A 13,723-nucleotide genomic window follows, 5' to 3' on the forward strand; every position below is an offset into this window, starting at 1 on the left:
GAACGGCGCGCCGGGCGTACGAACCAAGAAGTCCACAGGAGGACACCAGTGGCGAAGGCGAAGTTCGAGCGGACTAAGCCGCACGTCAACATCGGCACCATTGGTCACATCGACCACGGTAAGACGACGCTGACGGCGGCCATCACCAAGGTCCTGCACGACAGGATGCCGGACCTCAACCCGTACACGCCGTTCGACGAGATCGACAAGGCGCCGGAGGAGAAGGCCCGCGGCATCACGATCTCGATCGCGCACGTCGAGTACCAGACCGAGGCGCGGCACTACGCGCACGTCGACTGCCCCGGGCACGCCGACTACATCAAGAACATGATCACCGGTGCCGCGCAGATGGACGGCGCGATCCTGGTGGTCGCGGCGACCGACGGCCCGATGCCGCAGACCCGCGAGCACGTGCTGCTGGCCCGTCAGGTCGGCGTCCCGTACATCGTCGTGGCGCTCAACAAGAGCGACATGGTCGACGACGAGGAGCTGCTCGAGCTGGTCGAGCTCGAGGTACGTGAGCTGCTGTCGGCCCAGGAGTACCCGGGCGACGACCTGCCGGTGGTTCGGGTCTCCGCGCTGAAGGCGCTGGAGGGCGACCAGGAGTGGTCCGACAAGCTCATGGAGCTGATGAACGCGGTCGACACCGCGATCCCGCAGCCCGAGCGGGAGACCGAGAAGCCGTTCCTGATGCCGATCGAGGACGTCTTCACGATCACCGGTCGGGGCACCGTGGTGACCGGTCGCGCCGAGCGTGGCGTGCTCAAGCCGAACGAGGAGGTGGAGATCGTCGGCATCCGTGAGAAGTCGATGAAGACCACCTGCACCGGTATCGAGATGTTCCGCAAGCTGCTCGACGAGGCGCGGGCCGGTGAGAACGTCGGTCTGCTGCTGCGTGGTATCAAGCGCGAGGACGTCGAGCGCGGCATGGTGGTCATCAAGCCGGGTACCACCACCCCGCACACGGAGTTCGAGGCGACGGTCTACATCCTCTCCAAGGAGGAGGGCGGCCGGCACACCCCGTTCTTCCAGAACTACCGTCCGCAGTTCTACTTCCGGACCACCGACGTGACCGGTGTGGTCACGCTGCCGGAAGGCACCGAGATGGTCATGCCCGGTGACAACACCTCGATGAGCGTGAAGCTGATCCAGCCGATCGCCATGGAGGAGAACCTGAAGTTCGCGATCCGGGAGGGTGGCCGCACCGTCGGCGCCGGCCGGGTCACCAAGATCATCAAGTGAACTGGTAACCCGATTGGCCTTGCCGTACCTCGGTACGGCATACTAGTCAGGTTGCGTCCGCGTAGGGTGGCTGGCTGCCCGGCAGCCAGCCACCCTCGCACGGCGTCCGGGGCAGATTCGCCGCGGCACCCGCACTGTTCGGCAGCGTACGGCTTCGCCGTTTCGCCGACCGGGGCGGTGATGCCGCTGGCCTGGCCCGGTGCCCAAGACCTCAGCGGTGGGGATCGTCTCCGTGTGGGGCCAGATCGCTCCGGAGTCCCGGGGCGGAGCCTGGTCAGCGGTTGCGACACGCCCGACCGCGGGGGTCGGACACCGAAATGAAACGGCAGCGCCGGGGTCCGACCGGCGGCATCCGCTCCGGCGAGCGGGCTCCATTGCGGGCGGAGAGAGAAGGAACAGAAGCCACCATGGCGGGACAAAAGATCCGCATCCGGCTCAAGGCCTATGACCACGAGGTCGTGGACTCCTCGGCGCGGAAGATCGTCGAGACGGTGACGCGCACCGGCGCTCAGGTCGCAGGCCCGGTGCCGCTGCCCACTGAGATCAACCGTTTCTGCGTCATCCGTTCGCCGCACAAGTACAAGGACTCGCGCGAGCACTTCGAGATGCGCACGCACAAGCGTCTGATCGACATCATCGACCCGACTCCGAAGACGGTCGATTCGCTGATGCGCCTCGACCTGCCGGCTGGCGTCGACATCGAGATCAAGCTGTAGGGACCGGACAATGGACAGGCAAGTGAAGGGCATCCTGGGCGCCAAGCTCGGCATGACCCAGGTCTGGGACAACAACCGGGTCGTCCCGGTGACGGTGGTGCAGGCCGGCCCGTGTGTGGTGACCCAGGTGCGGACCGCCGACAAGGACGGTTACTCCGCGGTCCAGCTCGCGTTCGGCGCGGTCGACCCACGCAAGGTGAACAAGCCGGAATCCGGTCACTTCGCCAAGTCCGGCGTGGCACCGCGGCGGCACCTGGTCGAGCTGCGCACCACGGACGCCAGCGAGTACGAGCTGGGCCAGGAGATCACCGTCGAGACCTTCGAGCCGGGTGCCCGGGTCGACGTCACCGGCCGGACCAAGGGCAAGGGCTTCGCCGGTGTCATGAAGCGGCACGGCTTCCACGGCCTGCGGGCCAGCCACGGTGTCGAGCGCAAGCACCGCTCGCCCGGCTCGATCGGCGCCTGCGCTACCCCGGGTCGCGTCTTCAAGGGCGTCAAGATGGCCGGCCGCATGGGCAGCGTGCGCTACACCGTGCAGAACCTCACCGTGCAGGCGGTCGACCCGGAGAGCAACCTGCTGCTCGTCAAGGGCGCGATCCCGGGCCCGGCGGGCGCGCTGATCCTGGTCCGCAGCGCGGCGAAGGCGCAGGCGAAGAAGGGCGGTGCCGGCAAATGACCACCGTTGACGTGATCAACCCCGAGGGTGCCAAGAGCGGCACCGTCGACCTGCCGGGCGAGGTCTTCGACGTACAGGCCAACATCGCCCTGATGCACCAGGTCGTGGTCGCCCAGCTCGCCGCCGCGCGGCAGGGCACCCACAAGACCAAGACCCGCGGCGAGGTCGCCGGCGGCGGCAAGAAGCCGTACAAGCAGAAGGGCACCGGCCGGGCCCGGCAGGGCTCGATCCGCGCGCCGCAGTTCGCCGGCGGTGGCGTGGTGCACGGCCCGGTGCCGCGTGACTACAGCCAGCGGACCCCCAAGAAGATGAAGGCCGCCGCGCTGCGCGGCGCCCTCTCCGACCGGGCGCGGGCCGGGCAGCTGCACGTCGTGGAGGCGTTCGTCACCGGTGAAAAGCCGTCGACCAAGAGCGCCCTGGCCACGCTGCGCAAGGTCAGCTCCGCCAAGCGGGTGCTGGTCGTGCTGAGCGCGACCGACGAGCTCAACTGGCTGTCGCTGCGCAACCTGCGCAACAGCGAGCCGCTGGTGCACCTCATCGAGGTGGGGCAGCTCAACACGTACGACGTGCTGGTCGCCGACGACGTGGTCTTCACCAAGGGGGCTCTCGACGAGTTCCTCGGTGTTCCGGCGCAGACCGAGGAGGGCGACAAGTGAGCACGATTGCCGACCCGCGCGACATCATCGTGGCGCCGGTGGTCTCGGAGAAGAGCTACGCCGAGCTCAACCGGAACTGGTACACGTTCCTGGTCCACCCGGACGCCAACAAGACCCAGATCAAGATCGCGATCCAGCAGATCTTCGACGTCCGGGTGCTGACCGTGAACACGCTCAACCGCGAAGGCAAGCGCAAGCGCACCCGGACCGGCTTCGGTCAGCGCAAGGCGACCAAGCGGGCGATGGTGAAGCTGGCCGACGGTGACCGTATCGAGGCCTTCGGCGGCCCGGTCAGCTGAGGGGTGTAGACAATGCCAATCCGTAAGTACAAGCCGACGACGCCGGGCCGCCGTGGTTCGTCCGTCGCCGACTTCGCCGAGATCACCCGGTCCACGCCGGAGAAGTCGCTGCTGGTGCCGCTGCCCAAGAAGGGCGGTCGGAACACGCACGGCCGGATCACCGCCCGGCACCACGGCGGTGGTCACAAGCGCCAGTACCGGCTGATCGACTTCAAGCGGGTCGACAAGGACGGCGTACCGGCCAAGGTCGCGCACATCGAGTACGACCCGAACCGGACCGCCCGGATCGCGCTGCTGCACTACGCCGACGGCGAGAAGCGCTACATCATCGCGCCGAAGGACCTGAAGCAGGGCGACACCGTCGAGTCCGGCCCCGGCGCCGACATCAAGCCCGGCAACAACCTGCCGCTGCGCAACATCCCGGTCGGTTCCACCATCCACGGTGTGGAGCTGCGGCCGGGTGGCGGCGCCAAGCTGGCCCGCTCGGCCGGCACCGGTATCCAGCTGCTCGGCCGGGAGGGTGCCTACGCGACGCTGCGGATGCCCTCCGGCGAGATCCGCCGGGTCGACGTGCGCTGCCGGGCCACCATCGGCGAGATCGGCAACGCCGACCAGTCAAACATCAACTGGGGCAAGGCGGGCCGCATGCGGTGGAAGGGCAAGCGCCCGACCGTCCGTGGCGTCGCGATGAACCCGGTCGACCACCCGCACGGTGGTGGTGAGGGCAAGACCTCCGGTGGTCGCCACCCGGTGAACCCGAAGGGCAAGCCGGAGGGCCGGACCCGTCGTAAGGGCCAGCCGAGTGACCGGCTGATCGTCCGCCGCCGCTACGCCACCCGCAAGCGCGGCTAGAAGGAGTCTGGTAGCACATGCCTCGCAGCCTGAAGAAGGGCCCGTTCGTCGACGACCACCTGATGAAGAAGGTGGAGACGCAGAACGACAAGGGCTCGAAGAACGTCATCAAGACCTGGTCGCGGCGCTCGACGATCACCCCGGAGATGCTCGGGCACACGATCGCCGTGCACGACGGGCGCAAGCACGTCCCGGTGTTCATCACCGAGTCGATGGTCGGGCACAAGCTCGGCGAGTTTGCCCTGACCCGCACCTTCAAGGGTCACGAGAAGGACGACCGCAAGAGCCGTCGGCGCTGAGTCGCGGGCACGGATAGAGGATCAAGGGGTTACAGCGATGCCAGTGAAGGGCGACGCTCCGGTGCTTCCGGGCGCGCGGGCGGTTGCGCGGTACGTGCGCATCTCGCCGATGAAGGCGCGTCGGGTGGTCGACCTCGTCCGCGGTCTGCCCGCGAAGGAGGCACTCACCGTCCTGCAGTTCGCGCCGCAGGCCGCCAGTGAGCAGGTGTACAAGGTCCTGGCCAGCGCGATCGCCAACGCCGAGAACAACGAGCAGCTGGACCCCGACGCGCTGCTGGTCAGCGAGGCGTTCGTGGACGAGGGTCCGACGCTGAAGCGGTTCCGGCCACGGGCGCAGGGCCGGGCGTACCGGATCCGTAAGCGGACCTGCCACATCACCATCGCGGTGGAGGCCGTCGCCGCGGCGAAGCCGACGCGGCGGGCGGCCAAGGCCCAGCCGGCGAAGGCCGCGAAGAAGGCCCAGCCGGCCGAGGCGGCAGCGACCGACGCGCAGCCGGCGGCCGTGGAGCAGACCGAGAGCACGGCGCAGGGCGGCACGACCGCGAACGAGCCGGCCGGCGGCAAGCAGAGCAGCACGGAGGGTGCCGAGTAATGGGTCAGAAAGTTCACCCGCACGGGTTCCGGCTCGGCATCTCGACCGACTGGAAGTCGCGCTGGTACGCGGACAAGCTGTACAAGGACTACATCGCCGAGGACGTCAAGATCCGCCGGATGATGTCCAGCGGTCTCGAGCGGGCCGGTATCTCCAAGGTGGACATCGAGCGGACCCGTGACCGGGTCCGGGTCGACATCCACACCGCCCGCCCGGGCATCGTCATCGGCCGTAAGGGCGCCGAGGCGGACCGGATCCGGGGCAAGCTGGAGAAGCTCACCGGCAAGCAGGTGCAGCTCAACATCCTCGAGGTGAAGAGCCCCGAGTCGGACGCACAGCTGGTCGCGCAGGGCGTCGCCGAGCAGCTGGCCAGTCGGGTCAGCTTCCGGCGGGCGATGCGCAAGGCCATGCAGTCGGCGATGAAGAACCCGATCGTCAAGGGCATCCGGGTGCAGGTCTCCGGCCGGCTCGGCGGTGCGGAGATGAGCCGTACCGAGTTCTACCGCGAGGGTCGGGTGCCGCTGCACACGCTGCGGGCCAACATCGAGTACGGCTTCTTCGAGGCCCGGACCACCTTTGGCCGCATCGGCGTCAAGGTGTGGATCTACAAGGGCGACGCGGTCCCGGGGCGGGAGGCTCCGGCCGAGGCGCCCAGCCGTCCCCGCCGGGAGCGGCCGGACCGGCCCCGTCGCGGGCGTTCCGGCTCCAGCGGGACGACCGCCGGTGGCACCGAGGCCGGCCGGGCGGCCGCCGCGGAGATCTCCGGTGGCCCGTCGACCACGACCAGCAGTGCCGCGCCGGCTGATGCCGCGCCGGCCACTCCGGCCGCTTCGGCCGGAGCGGACAGCTCAGCGCAGGAGGGCTGACAGATGCTGATCCCGCGCAAGCCCCCGAAGGGCTTCCGCAAGCCGCATCACCCGAGCCGTACTGGCGCCGCCAAGGGCGGCACCCGGGTGGTGTTCGGCGAGTTCGGTATCCAGGCGCTCGAGCCGGCGTACGTGACCAACCGTCAGATCGAGTCGGCCCGTATCGCCATGACCCGCCACATCAAGCGTGGTGGCAAGGTCTGGATCACGGTCTTCCCCGACCAGGCGCTGACCAAGAAGCCGGCCGAGACCCGGATGGGGTCCGGTAAGGGCTCGCCCGAGTGGTGGGTCGCCAACATCAAGCCGGGACGGGTGCTCTTCGAGATGTCCTTCCCGAACGAGCAGATCGCGCGTGAGGCGATGCGTCGTGCGATCCACAAGCTCCCGATGAAGTGCCGCATCGTGACGCGCGAAGTGGGTGAAAGCTGATGGCAGCGGGCGTTTCGGCCGCCGAGCTGCGTGAACTCTCCGAGGAGGAGCTGGTCACGAAGCTGCGGGAGGCCAAGGCGGAGCTGTTCAACCTCCGCGTGCAGGCCGCGACCGGTCAGCTGGACAACAACCGCCGGCTGCAGGTCATCCGTCGGGAGATCGCCCGGATCTACACGATCATGCGTGAGCGTGAGTTGGGACTCTCCGCCGCGCCGACTGAGGTGGCTGCATCATGAGTGAGAACACCGCCCCCGAGCAGGGCGCAACGGTCGTCCGGGCCCGCCGCAAGGTTCGCGAAGGGCTCGTGGTCAGCGACAAGATGGAAAAGACCGTCGTCGTCGAGGTCGAGGACCGGGTCAAGCACCGGCTGTACGGCAAGGTCATGCGCCGTACCAGCAAGCTGAAGGCACACGACGAGCAGAACGCGTGCGGGGTCGGTGACCGGGTGCTGCTGATGGAGACCCGGCCGTTGTCCGCCACCAAGCGGTGGCGGGTCGTCGAGATTCTCGAGAAGGCGAAGTAGCCGGGCGACCCGTCCGCCGCCGTCGCGCGGCGTTCGGGTCGGTCGGGTCCGGATGGCAGCCCGCGCGTAGCGCGGACCAGGTTCTTCCAAGCTCCGGGTGACCGGAGGACTGGCAGACATAGGAGATAGACGTGATCCAGCAGGAGTCGCGACTGCGTGTCGCCGACAACACGGGTGCCCGGGAGATCCTGTGCATCCGGGTGCTCGGTGGCTCCGGTCGGCGCTACGCAGGCATCGGCGACGTGATCGTCGGGACGGTCAAGGACGCGATTCCCGGCGCCGGCGTGAAAAAGGGCGACGTGGTGAAGGCCGTCGTGGTCCGGACCGCGAAGGAGAAGCGGCGGCCGGACGGGTCGTACATCCGCTTCGACGAGAACGCTGCCGTCATCATCAAGGACGGTGGGGACCCGCGCGGTACCCGCATCTTCGGCCCGGTCGGGCGTGAGCTGCGGGACAAGCGGTTCATGAAGATCATTTCTTTGGCGCCGGAGGTGCTGTGACCGTGAAGGTGAAGAAGGGCGACACGGTCGTCGTCATCGCCGGTAAGGACAAGGGTGCCAAGGGCAAGGTCATCGCGGCCTACCCGCGGCAGGACAAGGTCCTCGTCGAAGGCGTGAACCGGATCAAGAAGCACACCCGCATCCAGACCACCCAGCGCGGCGGGCAGACCGGTGGCATCGTCACCCAGGAAGCTCCGATCCACGTCTCGAACGTGCAGGTGCTCGACTCCGACGGCAAGCCGACCCGGGTCGGCTACCGGTTCGACGACAGCGGCCAGAAGGTGCGGATCGCGCGTAGCAACGGTAAGGACCTGTGATGACCACCGCTACCCAGACCAGGCCGGCGCCGCGCCTCAAGCAGCGGTACCGCGAGGAGACCATCGCGCAGCTGCGTGAGCAGTTCCAGTACGCGAACCCGATGCAGGTTCCGGGGCTCGTCAAGATCGTCGTGAACATGGGTGTCGGCGAGGCCGCCCGGGACGCCAAGCTGATCGACGGTGCCATGCGTGACCTGGCCACCATTACCGGTCAGAAGCCGCAGGTGCGGCGGGCGACCAAGTCGATCGCGCAGTTCAAGCTCCGTGAGGGGATGCCGATCGGCGCGAAGGTCACCCTGCGTGGTGACCGGATGTGGGAGTTCCTGGACCGGCTGCTGTCCATCGCGCTGCCCCGGATCCGGGACTTCCGCGGGCTGGACGGTCGCAAGCTCGACGGCAACGGCAACTACACCTTCGGGCTCACCGAGCAGTCGGTGTTCCACGAGATCGACCAGGACCGGATCGACCGCACCCGGGGCATGGACATCACGGTGGTGACCACCGCCAAGACCGACGACGAGGGCCGGGCGCTGCTCAAGCTCCTGGGCTTCCCGTTCAAGGAGAACTGAGCTATGGCCAAGAAGGCGCTGATCATCAAGGCCGCCGCGAAGCCGAAGTTCTCGGTGCGCGCGTACACCCGTTGCCAGCGGTGCGGGCGGCCCAAGGCGGTCTACCGCAAGTTCGGCCTCTGCCGGGTCTGCATCCGGGAGATGGCGCACCGCGGTGAGCTGCCCGGTGTGTCGAAGGCTTCCTGGTAACCCCACCTTGACAGGTCTTCGCCGTAGGCCCGGTGGCACAGCCACCGGGAACCCCGGCGAGAAAGGTTGACGAGACCCATGACGATGACCGACCCGATCGCAGACATGCTGACCCGTCTGCGCAACGCCAACCAGGCGTACCACGACCGGGTGACGATGCCGTACTCGAAGGTCAAGGCGAACATCGCCGAGGTCCTCAAGGCCGAGGGTTACATCTCGACCTGGCAGGTCGAGGACCCCGCGGAGGGTGCCGTCGGCCGGCGGCTGGTGGTCGATTTGAAGTACGGCCAGAACCGGGAGCGCAGCCTCGCCGGGATCAAGCGCGTGTCCAAGCCGGGTCTGCGGGTGTACGCCAAGTCGGATGAGCTGCCCCGGGTGCTCGGCGGCCTGGGCGTGGCGATCATTTCGACGTCCCAGGGGCTGCTCACCGACCGGCAGGCCCGTAAGCGGAGCGTGGGCGGGGAAGTCCTCGCCTTCGTCTGGTAATCGGGAGACTGGTAACAATGTCGCGTATTGGACGTAAGTCGATCCCGGTGCCGGCCGGCGTCGATGTCAAGATCGATGGCCAGACCGTCACGGTCAAGGGCCCCAAGGGCGAGCTGTCGCACGTCCTGCCCGAGTCGATCACCGTTGAGCGGACCGAGGACGGTCAGCTCCAGATCAACCGGGCCAACGACGAGCGCCAGGCCAAGGAACTGCACGGGCTGAGCCGCACCCTGGTGTCGAACATGGTCATCGGGGTGACCGACGGTTACCGCAAGACCCTGGAGATCGCGGGTACGGGTTACCGGGTCACCGCCAAGGGCAAGGACTTGGAGTTCGCGCTCGGGTTCTCGCACCCGGTGCTGGTGCCGGCCCCGGAGGGGATCACCTTCACCGTGGAGCGGCCGACGCTGTTCCACGTGGCCGGGATCAACAAGTGGCAGGTCGGTGAGGTCGCCGCCAACATCCGGAAGATCCGCCCGCCGGAGCCGTACAAGGGCAAGGGCGTGAAGTACCAGGGCGAGGTCATCCGCCGCAAGGCCGGAAAGGCAGGTAAGAAGTGAGCGCCACACTGTTGAAGCGTCGGGCGGGCGGCAGCGTCTCCGCGCGGCGTGCCATCGGGCGGGCGCGCCGGCACTTCCGGGTGCGCAAGAACCTCAGCGGGACCGCGCAGCGGCCGCGCCTGGTGGTCACCCGTTCCCTGAAGCACATGGTCGCCCAGATCGTCGACGACACCAAGGGCCACACCCTGGCGTCCGCGTCGACCATGGACGCGTCGCTGCGGGGTACCGCGGGTGCCAAGAGCGAACTGGCCGGCAAGGTGGGCACGCTGCTCGCCGAGCGGGCCAAGGCGGCAGGTATCTCCAAGGTCGTGTTCGACCGTGGGGGCAACCGGTACGCGGGGCGGATCGCCGCGCTGGCCGACGCCGCCCGCGAAGCCGGACTCGAGTTCTAGCGGCCGTCTGATGCCTGTCCAGACGCAAATCGAAGCAAACCCCGTCACGAGTAGGAAGGAAGGCTGCTGATGCCAGGTCAACAGCGTCGTGGCGGCGGGTCCGGTGGCAACGAAGGTGGTCGCCGCGACAACCGCCGTGAGGGCGGTCGCGGCAACGCGCCCGTCGAGAAGACCCCACACCTGGAGCGCGTCGTCGCGATCAACCGGGTCGCCAAGGTCGTGAAGGGCGGTCGGCGTTTCAGCTTCACCGCCCTGGTGATCGTGGGCGACGGTGACGGCACGGTCGGCGTGGGTTACGGCAAGGCCAAGGAGGTGCCGGCGGCGATCGCCAAGGGTGTCGAGGAGGCCAAGAAGCACTTCTTCAAGGTGCCCCGGATCGCCGCGTCGATCCCGCACCCGGTGCAGGGCGAGGACGCCGCTGGCGTGGTCCTGTTGAAGCCGGCGAGCGCCGGTACGGGTGTGATCGCCGGTGGCCCGGTGCGTGCGGTGCTGGAGTGCGCGGGCATCCACGACGTGCTCTCCAAGAGCCTCGGCTCGTCGAACCCGATCAACATCGTGCACGCCACGGTCGCCGCGCTGAAGAGCCTGGAGTCGCCGGAGGCGGTCGCCACCCGGCGTGGCCTGCCGGTCGAGGACGTGGCCCCAGCCGCGATGCTCGCGTCCCGCGCGGGCGCAGGGGCGTGACAGCGAAGATGAACGGAGGGCGGCTGTGATGGCACGTCTGAAGGTGACCCAGGTCCGGTCCGGGATCGGGACCAAGCGCAACCAGCGGGAGTCGCTGCGGTCGCTCGGTCTGAAGCGGATCAACGACGTGGTGGTCAAGGAGGACCGGCCCGAGATCCGGGGCATGATCTTCACCGTGAACCACCTCGTGAAGGTCGAGGAGGTCGAGTAATGGCGATCAAGGTCCACCACCTCCGGCCGGCGCCGGGGGCCAAGACCGCGAAGACCCGGGTGGGCCGCGGTGAGGGCTCCAAGGGCAAGACCGCCGGTCGGGGCACCAAGGGCTCCAAGGCCCGCAAGAACATCCCGGCGGCGTTCGAGGGTGGGCAGATGCCCATCCACATGCGTCTGCCGAAGCTGAAGGGCTTCAAGAACCGGTTCAAGGTCGTCTACCAGGTGGTCAACCTGGACCGGTTGGCGGAGCTCTTCCCGAACGGTGGTGAGGTCGGTCCGCAGCAGTTGGCCGAGTCCGGTGCGGTCCGCAAGGGCCAGCCGGTCAAGGTGCTGGGCAGCGGCGACCTCGGTGGTGTGTCTCTCCAGGTGTCGGCGCACGCGTTCAGCGGGTCGGCCAAGGAGAAGATCACCGCAGCTGGCGGCTCGGTCACCGAGCTCTGAACACCCAGCTTGGACGTGGCGCTCGCTCAGTTGTCCGCGACTGACGGGCGCCACGGCCTACTGGTGAAGCCTCCGTCCCGTTAATATCGGGACCGGTGTATGTTCTAGGGCACGCCTGCCCAGACCGACGCCGGACTGTTAGAGTCCGATGCCAGCCATGGATATCGGGCGCTCCGCACCCACCCCGACCCGCCAGAACATCCGGCGGCCGCCTCGCGCAGGAGGAAGAAGTTGCTCTCCGCCTTTCTCAGTGCGTTCCGCACGCCTGACCTGCGCAAGAAGCTGCTGTTCACGGTCTTCATCGTCGCGATCTACCGGCTCGGCGCCACGCTGCCGAGCCCAGGCGTGTCGTACGGCAACGTGCAGCAGTGCATCACCGCCCTGGAGTCCGGGGACTCCAGCGGGGTCTTCACCCTGCTGAACCTCTTCTCCGGCGGTGCGTTGCTGTCCCTGTCCGTCTTCGCGCTGGGCATCATGCCCTACATCACCGCGTCGATCATCCTGCAGTTGCTCACCGTGGTGATTCCACGGTTGGAGCAGCTCCGCAAGGAGGGGCAGTCCGGCCAGGCCAAGATCACCCAGTACACCCGGTACCTGACCCTGGGCTTGGGCATCCTGCAGGCCTCGGCGTTCGTCGCGCTGGCCCGCTCCGGGCAGCTGTTCAACAACCAGTGCGACCAGTGGCCGATCATCCCGGACGGGACCGGCCTGCCGACCTGGTTGACGCTCAGCGTGCTGGTCATCACGATGACCGCCGGCACCGGCATGGTGATGTGGCTCGGCGAGCTGATCACCGACCGGGGCGTCGGCAACGGCATGTCGGTGCTGATCTTCACCTCGATCGCGGCGCGGCTGCCCAGCGAGGGTTGGGCGATCAAGAACACCCACGGCTGGGGCATGTTCGGCCTGGTGATCGTGCTGGTCCTGGTGGTCATCACCGCGGTGGTCTTCATCGAGCAGGCACAGCGCCGGATCCCGGTGCAGTACGCCAAGCGGATGATCGGCCGGCGGATGTACGGTGGCACCTCGACCTACATCCCGTTGAAGGTCAACCAGGCCGGTGTCATTCCGGTGATCTTCGCCTCGTCGGTGCTCTACCTGCCGCAGCTCGGGCTGCAGTTCTTCGATCCGAACGACCCTGGTCAGGTCCAGGCGTGGATTCAGAACAACCTGGCGAACCCGACCAGCCCGATCTACATCGTCACGTACTTCTTTATGATCATCTTCTTCACGTACTTCTACGTGTCGATCACGTTCAACCCGACCGAGGTCGCGGAGAACATGAAGAAGTACGGTGGCTTCGTGCCCGGCATCCGACCGGGCCGGCCCACGGCCGAGTACCTCGACTTCATCCTCAGCCGGATCACCCTCCCCGGTGCGCTCTACCTCGGCCTCATCTCCGTCCTGCCGAACTTCTTCTTCATCTGGCTGGACAGCGACCAGTACGTGAACTTCCCGTTCGGTGGCACCGCCGTGCTCATCATGGTCGGTGTCGGTCTGGAAACCGTGAAGCAGATCGAGAGCCAACTCATGCAGCGCAACTACGAAGGGTTCCTCCGGTAGATGAGGCTGGTACTGGTCGGTCCCCCCGGGGCGGGGAAGGGGACCCAGGCCGAGTTCATCGCCGCTCACCTGGTCGTGCCCAAGATCTCGACCGGGGACATCTTCCGGGCCAACGTCTCCCAGGGCACGCCGCTGGGTGTCGAGGCCAAGCGATACATGGACGCCGGCAAGCTGGTCCCGGACGAAGTGACCATCAACATGGTCCGGGACCGGCTGGCCGAGCCGGACGCTGCTGAAGGCTTCCTGCTCGACGGTTTCCCGAGGACCACTCCGCAGGCCGCCGCGCTGGACAAGCTGCTGGCCGACCTCGGCACCGCGCTGGATCTGGTGCTGGAGCTGGTCGTCGACGACGACGAGGTGATCCGGCGGCTGTCCGGTCGGCGTACCTGTCGCGGCTGCGGCAAGATCTGGCACGTCGAGTTCGACGCGCCGGCGACCGAGGGCCGCTGTGACCGGTGCGGCGCCGAGCTGTTCCAGCGCGACGACGACAAGCCGGAGACCATCGCCCAGCGCCTGGTGGAGTACGCCGAGAAGACCGCGCCGCTGGTCGACTTCTACGGTGCCCAGGGCAAGCTGGTCGGGATCGACGCCACCGGGCCGGTCGAGGACGTCACCGTACGCGCGATCGACGCCCTGCGTTCGTACGGCGGGTAGCGTCC

General features: G+C 67.7%; 24 protein-coding genes. All 24 read left to right on the forward strand.

Annotation, left to right across the window (positions count from 1 at the left end):
• Positions 1-48 precede the first annotated feature (48 nt).
• Complete coding sequence (gene tuf, locus ACN27J_RS24695) at positions 49-1,242, forward strand: elongation factor Tu (RefSeq protein ID WP_123606150.1); 1,194 nt, start codon at positions 49-51, stop codon at positions 1,240-1,242.
• 407 nt (positions 1,243-1,649) lie between these two features.
• A complete protein-coding gene (gene rpsJ / locus ACN27J_RS24700; protein ID WP_007073037.1) occupies positions 1,650-1,958 on the forward strand; it encodes a 30S ribosomal protein S10 in 309 nt (102 codons plus the stop codon).
• Positions 1,959-1,968: 10 nt separating this feature from the next.
• Entirely contained in the window at positions 1,969-2,634 is a 666-nt protein-coding gene (gene rplC / locus ACN27J_RS24705; RefSeq protein ID WP_421369909.1) for a 50S ribosomal protein L3, read from the forward strand.
• Positions 2,631-3,290 (forward strand): 50S ribosomal protein L4, encoded by a 660-nt coding sequence (rplD, locus tag ACN27J_RS24710; RefSeq protein WP_278173679.1) that lies wholly within the window; start codon positions 2,631-2,633, stop codon positions 3,288-3,290. Before rplC ends, rplD begins: the two co-directional genes overlap by 4 nt.
• Positions 3,287-3,589 (forward strand): 50S ribosomal protein L23, encoded by a 303-nt coding sequence (gene rplW, locus ACN27J_RS24715; RefSeq protein ID WP_278173680.1) that lies wholly within the window; start codon positions 3,287-3,289, stop codon positions 3,587-3,589. Before rplD ends, rplW begins: the two co-directional genes overlap by 4 nt.
• Positions 3,590-3,601: 12 nt before the next feature.
• Entirely contained in the window at positions 3,602-4,441 is an 840-nt protein-coding gene (gene rplB, locus ACN27J_RS24720; protein ID WP_278173683.1) for a 50S ribosomal protein L2, read from the forward strand.
• Positions 4,442-4,458: 17 nt separating this feature from the next.
• The gene (gene rpsS, locus ACN27J_RS24725) at positions 4,459-4,740 is read left to right on the forward strand and encodes a 30S ribosomal protein S19 (RefSeq protein ID WP_123606145.1); all 282 of its coding nucleotides are present in this window, start codon (positions 4,459-4,461) and stop codon (positions 4,738-4,740) included.
• A 37-nt stretch (positions 4,741-4,777) separates the two neighbouring features.
• Entirely contained in the window at positions 4,778-5,332 is a 555-nt protein-coding gene (rplV, locus tag ACN27J_RS24730) for a 50S ribosomal protein L22 (RefSeq protein ID WP_282233528.1), read from the forward strand.
• On the forward strand, positions 5,332-6,198 hold the full coding sequence (gene rpsC / locus ACN27J_RS24735) for a 30S ribosomal protein S3 (protein WP_278173687.1): 867 nt from the start codon (positions 5,332-5,334) through the stop codon (positions 6,196-6,198). Before rplV ends, rpsC begins: the two co-directional genes overlap by 1 nt.
• 3 nt (positions 6,199-6,201) lie before the next feature.
• Positions 6,202-6,627 (forward strand): 50S ribosomal protein L16, encoded by a 426-nt coding sequence (gene rplP / locus ACN27J_RS24740; RefSeq protein ID WP_123606142.1) that lies wholly within the window; start codon positions 6,202-6,204, stop codon positions 6,625-6,627.
• Positions 6,627-6,863, forward strand: a complete 237-nt coding sequence (gene rpmC / locus ACN27J_RS24745) for a 50S ribosomal protein L29 (protein ID WP_278173689.1) — start codon at positions 6,627-6,629, stop codon at positions 6,861-6,863. The genes rplP and rpmC overlap by 1 nt, the downstream gene beginning before the upstream one ends.
• Positions 6,860-7,150, forward strand: coding sequence for a 30S ribosomal protein S17 (gene rpsQ / locus ACN27J_RS24750; protein ID WP_123606140.1), 291 nt, complete (start codon positions 6,860-6,862; stop codon positions 7,148-7,150). The genes rpmC and rpsQ overlap by 4 nt, the downstream gene beginning before the upstream one ends.
• Before the next feature lie 131 nt (positions 7,151-7,281).
• On the forward strand, positions 7,282-7,650 hold the full coding sequence (gene rplN, locus ACN27J_RS24755) for a 50S ribosomal protein L14 (RefSeq protein WP_123606139.1): 369 nt from the start codon (positions 7,282-7,284) through the stop codon (positions 7,648-7,650).
• Positions 7,647-7,967: a 50S ribosomal protein L24 gene (gene rplX / locus ACN27J_RS24760; protein WP_123606138.1), complete on the forward strand. Its 321-nt coding sequence runs from the start codon at positions 7,647-7,649 to the stop codon at positions 7,965-7,967. Before rplN ends, rplX begins: the two co-directional genes overlap by 4 nt.
• Positions 7,967-8,536, forward strand: coding sequence for a 50S ribosomal protein L5 (gene rplE / locus ACN27J_RS24765; RefSeq protein ID WP_278173693.1), 570 nt, complete (start codon positions 7,967-7,969; stop codon positions 8,534-8,536). Before rplX ends, rplE begins: the two co-directional genes overlap by 1 nt.
• A gap of 3 nt (positions 8,537-8,539) precedes the next feature.
• Positions 8,540-8,725 carry a type Z 30S ribosomal protein S14 gene (locus ACN27J_RS24770; protein WP_007465272.1) on the forward strand — a complete coding sequence of 62 codons (186 nt, stop codon included), beginning with the start codon at positions 8,540-8,542 and terminating at the stop codon, positions 8,723-8,725.
• 78 nt (positions 8,726-8,803) lie between these two features.
• Positions 8,804-9,211: a 30S ribosomal protein S8 gene (gene rpsH / locus ACN27J_RS24775; protein WP_123606136.1), complete on the forward strand. Its 408-nt coding sequence runs from the start codon at positions 8,804-8,806 to the stop codon at positions 9,209-9,211.
• Between the two features lie 17 nt (positions 9,212-9,228).
• Positions 9,229-9,771, forward strand: coding sequence for a 50S ribosomal protein L6 (rplF, locus tag ACN27J_RS24780; protein ID WP_123606135.1), 543 nt, complete (start codon positions 9,229-9,231; stop codon positions 9,769-9,771).
• 8 nt (positions 9,772-9,779) lie between these two features.
• Positions 9,780-10,163: a 50S ribosomal protein L18 gene (rplR, locus tag ACN27J_RS24785; protein ID WP_347403741.1), complete on the forward strand. Its 384-nt coding sequence runs from the start codon at positions 9,780-9,782 to the stop codon at positions 10,161-10,163.
• Between the two features lie 69 nt (positions 10,164-10,232).
• Positions 10,233-10,847 carry a 30S ribosomal protein S5 gene (gene rpsE, locus ACN27J_RS24790; RefSeq protein WP_123606133.1) on the forward strand — a complete coding sequence of 205 codons (615 nt, stop codon included), beginning with the start codon at positions 10,233-10,235 and terminating at the stop codon, positions 10,845-10,847.
• Positions 10,848-10,875: 28 nt separating this feature from the next.
• Positions 10,876-11,058 carry a 50S ribosomal protein L30 gene (rpmD, locus tag ACN27J_RS24795; RefSeq protein WP_199757998.1) on the forward strand — a complete coding sequence of 61 codons (183 nt, stop codon included), beginning with the start codon at positions 10,876-10,878 and terminating at the stop codon, positions 11,056-11,058.
• The gene (rplO, locus tag ACN27J_RS24800) at positions 11,058-11,501 is read left to right on the forward strand and encodes a 50S ribosomal protein L15 (RefSeq protein ID WP_278173697.1); all 444 of its coding nucleotides are present in this window, start codon (positions 11,058-11,060) and stop codon (positions 11,499-11,501) included. The genes rpmD and rplO overlap by 1 nt, the downstream gene beginning before the upstream one ends.
• 231 nt (positions 11,502-11,732) lie before the next feature.
• On the forward strand, positions 11,733-13,064 hold the full coding sequence (gene secY / locus ACN27J_RS24805; RefSeq protein ID WP_278173699.1) for a preprotein translocase subunit SecY: 1,332 nt from the start codon (positions 11,733-11,735) through the stop codon (positions 13,062-13,064).
• Positions 13,065-13,718 (forward strand): adenylate kinase, encoded by a 654-nt coding sequence (locus ACN27J_RS24810; RefSeq protein ID WP_278173701.1) that lies wholly within the window; start codon positions 13,065-13,067, stop codon positions 13,716-13,718.
• Positions 13,719-13,723 lie beyond the last annotated feature (5 nt).

The organism is Solwaraspora sp. WMMB762, assembly GCF_049179115.1.
Lineage (GTDB): Bacteria > Actinomycetota > Actinomycetes > Mycobacteriales > Micromonosporaceae > Micromonospora_E.